This window comes from Sphingobium sp. WR1, from assembly GCF_059693745.1.
The window spans coordinates 1-1,192 of sequence record NZ_JCATID010000085.1; the positions used below are offsets into that span (position 1 = coordinate 1).

2 protein-coding genes are annotated in these 1,192 nt (G+C 70.1%); both read left to right on the top strand.

All coding sequences use genetic code 11. From position 1 onward, the window contains the following. Positions 1-514: efflux RND transporter permease subunit (locus tag AC58EF_RS28480; RefSeq protein ID WP_497279722.1), on the top strand; the 514-nt coding region annotated here is incomplete at its 5' end. Further along, a partial coding sequence (locus AC58EF_RS28485; RefSeq protein ID WP_497279724.1) for a TolC family protein occupies positions 511-1,192 on the top strand: 682 nt, incomplete at its 3' end. The genes AC58EF_RS28480 and AC58EF_RS28485, both read left to right, overlap by 4 nt.

Below are 1,192 nucleotides of genomic sequence, written 5' to 3' on the forward strand. Positions count from 1 at the left end.
CTGCCTTGTCGGTATCCTGCTACTCGTCTGGATGGAGTTCCGCTCGCGCCGCATCACCGCGCTGGTCGGCGTCAGTCTGCCCTTCGCACTGGTTGGGGGCGTCGTCGCGGTAGCGCTCACCGGCGGGGTGCTGTCGCTCGGGTCGCTGGTCGGCTTCGTGACCGTGATCGGCATCGCCGCGCGCAACGGGATCATGCTGCTGTCGCACTATCAGCATCTCGAACGTCACGAAGGCATGAAGTTCGACCGCGAGCTGGTGTTGCGCGGTGCCGAAGAACGACTGGTGCCGATCCTGATGACCGCGGCGTGCGCGGGCCTAGCGCTGGTCCCGCTGATCGTCGCCGGCAACGCGCCCGGCCATGAGATCGAGCATCCGATGGCGATCGTGATCCTGGGCGGTCTCATCTCCTCCACCGCGCTCAATCTGTTGCTGCTACCCGCGCTCTATGCCCGCTACGGCGAGGAGCGTCCGGCCGCGCCGCCTCCGGTCGCGCAGAAGGAGGCGCTGGCATGATCCGTCTCCACCGCGCCGCCGTCTCGGGGCTCGCCCTTCTCGCCTCCGCGTGCATGAGTGTCCCGAAGCCGCCGCCCACGGTCGCCCCCGCCACCGCGACGGGGCCGTTCGCGGCGCTGCCCGTCGCGTCGATCGCGCCCGTGCCAGACGACTGGTGGCGACTCTACGACGATCCCGCCCTCGATGAGCTGGTTCGCGCCGCGCTCGCCGCCAATGCGGACCTGCGCATTGCCTACGCCAATCTCGACGGCGCTCGTGCCGCGCTGCGCCAGGCGCAGGCGGCCCGGTTGCTGCAGACGACGATCGAAAGCGCCCTTGGGGTCGACAACCCGGCATCGCAGCCGAGCGCGTCGGGCAACGTGCCCACCACCGACTATGATATCGCCGCCACCGCGAGCTGGGATATCGACCTGTTCGGCCGCCTGCGCTCGGGCGCGGCCGCGGCGCGTGAGGATGCCGAGGCACAGGCTGCGGTCGTTGACGGGCTGCGCGTCGCCGTCGTTGCCGATACCGTCCTTGCCTATGTCGACTTGTGCGGGGCGACCCGCGCCGTTCGCATCGCGCGCGAGGTCGCTGCGATACAGGATCGCTCCGTCGCGATCGTGCAGGAGCAGTTCCGGGCCGGCGAGGTGTCGCCGCTCGAAGTCTCGCAGGTCGCGACGATCGCGGCGACCACGC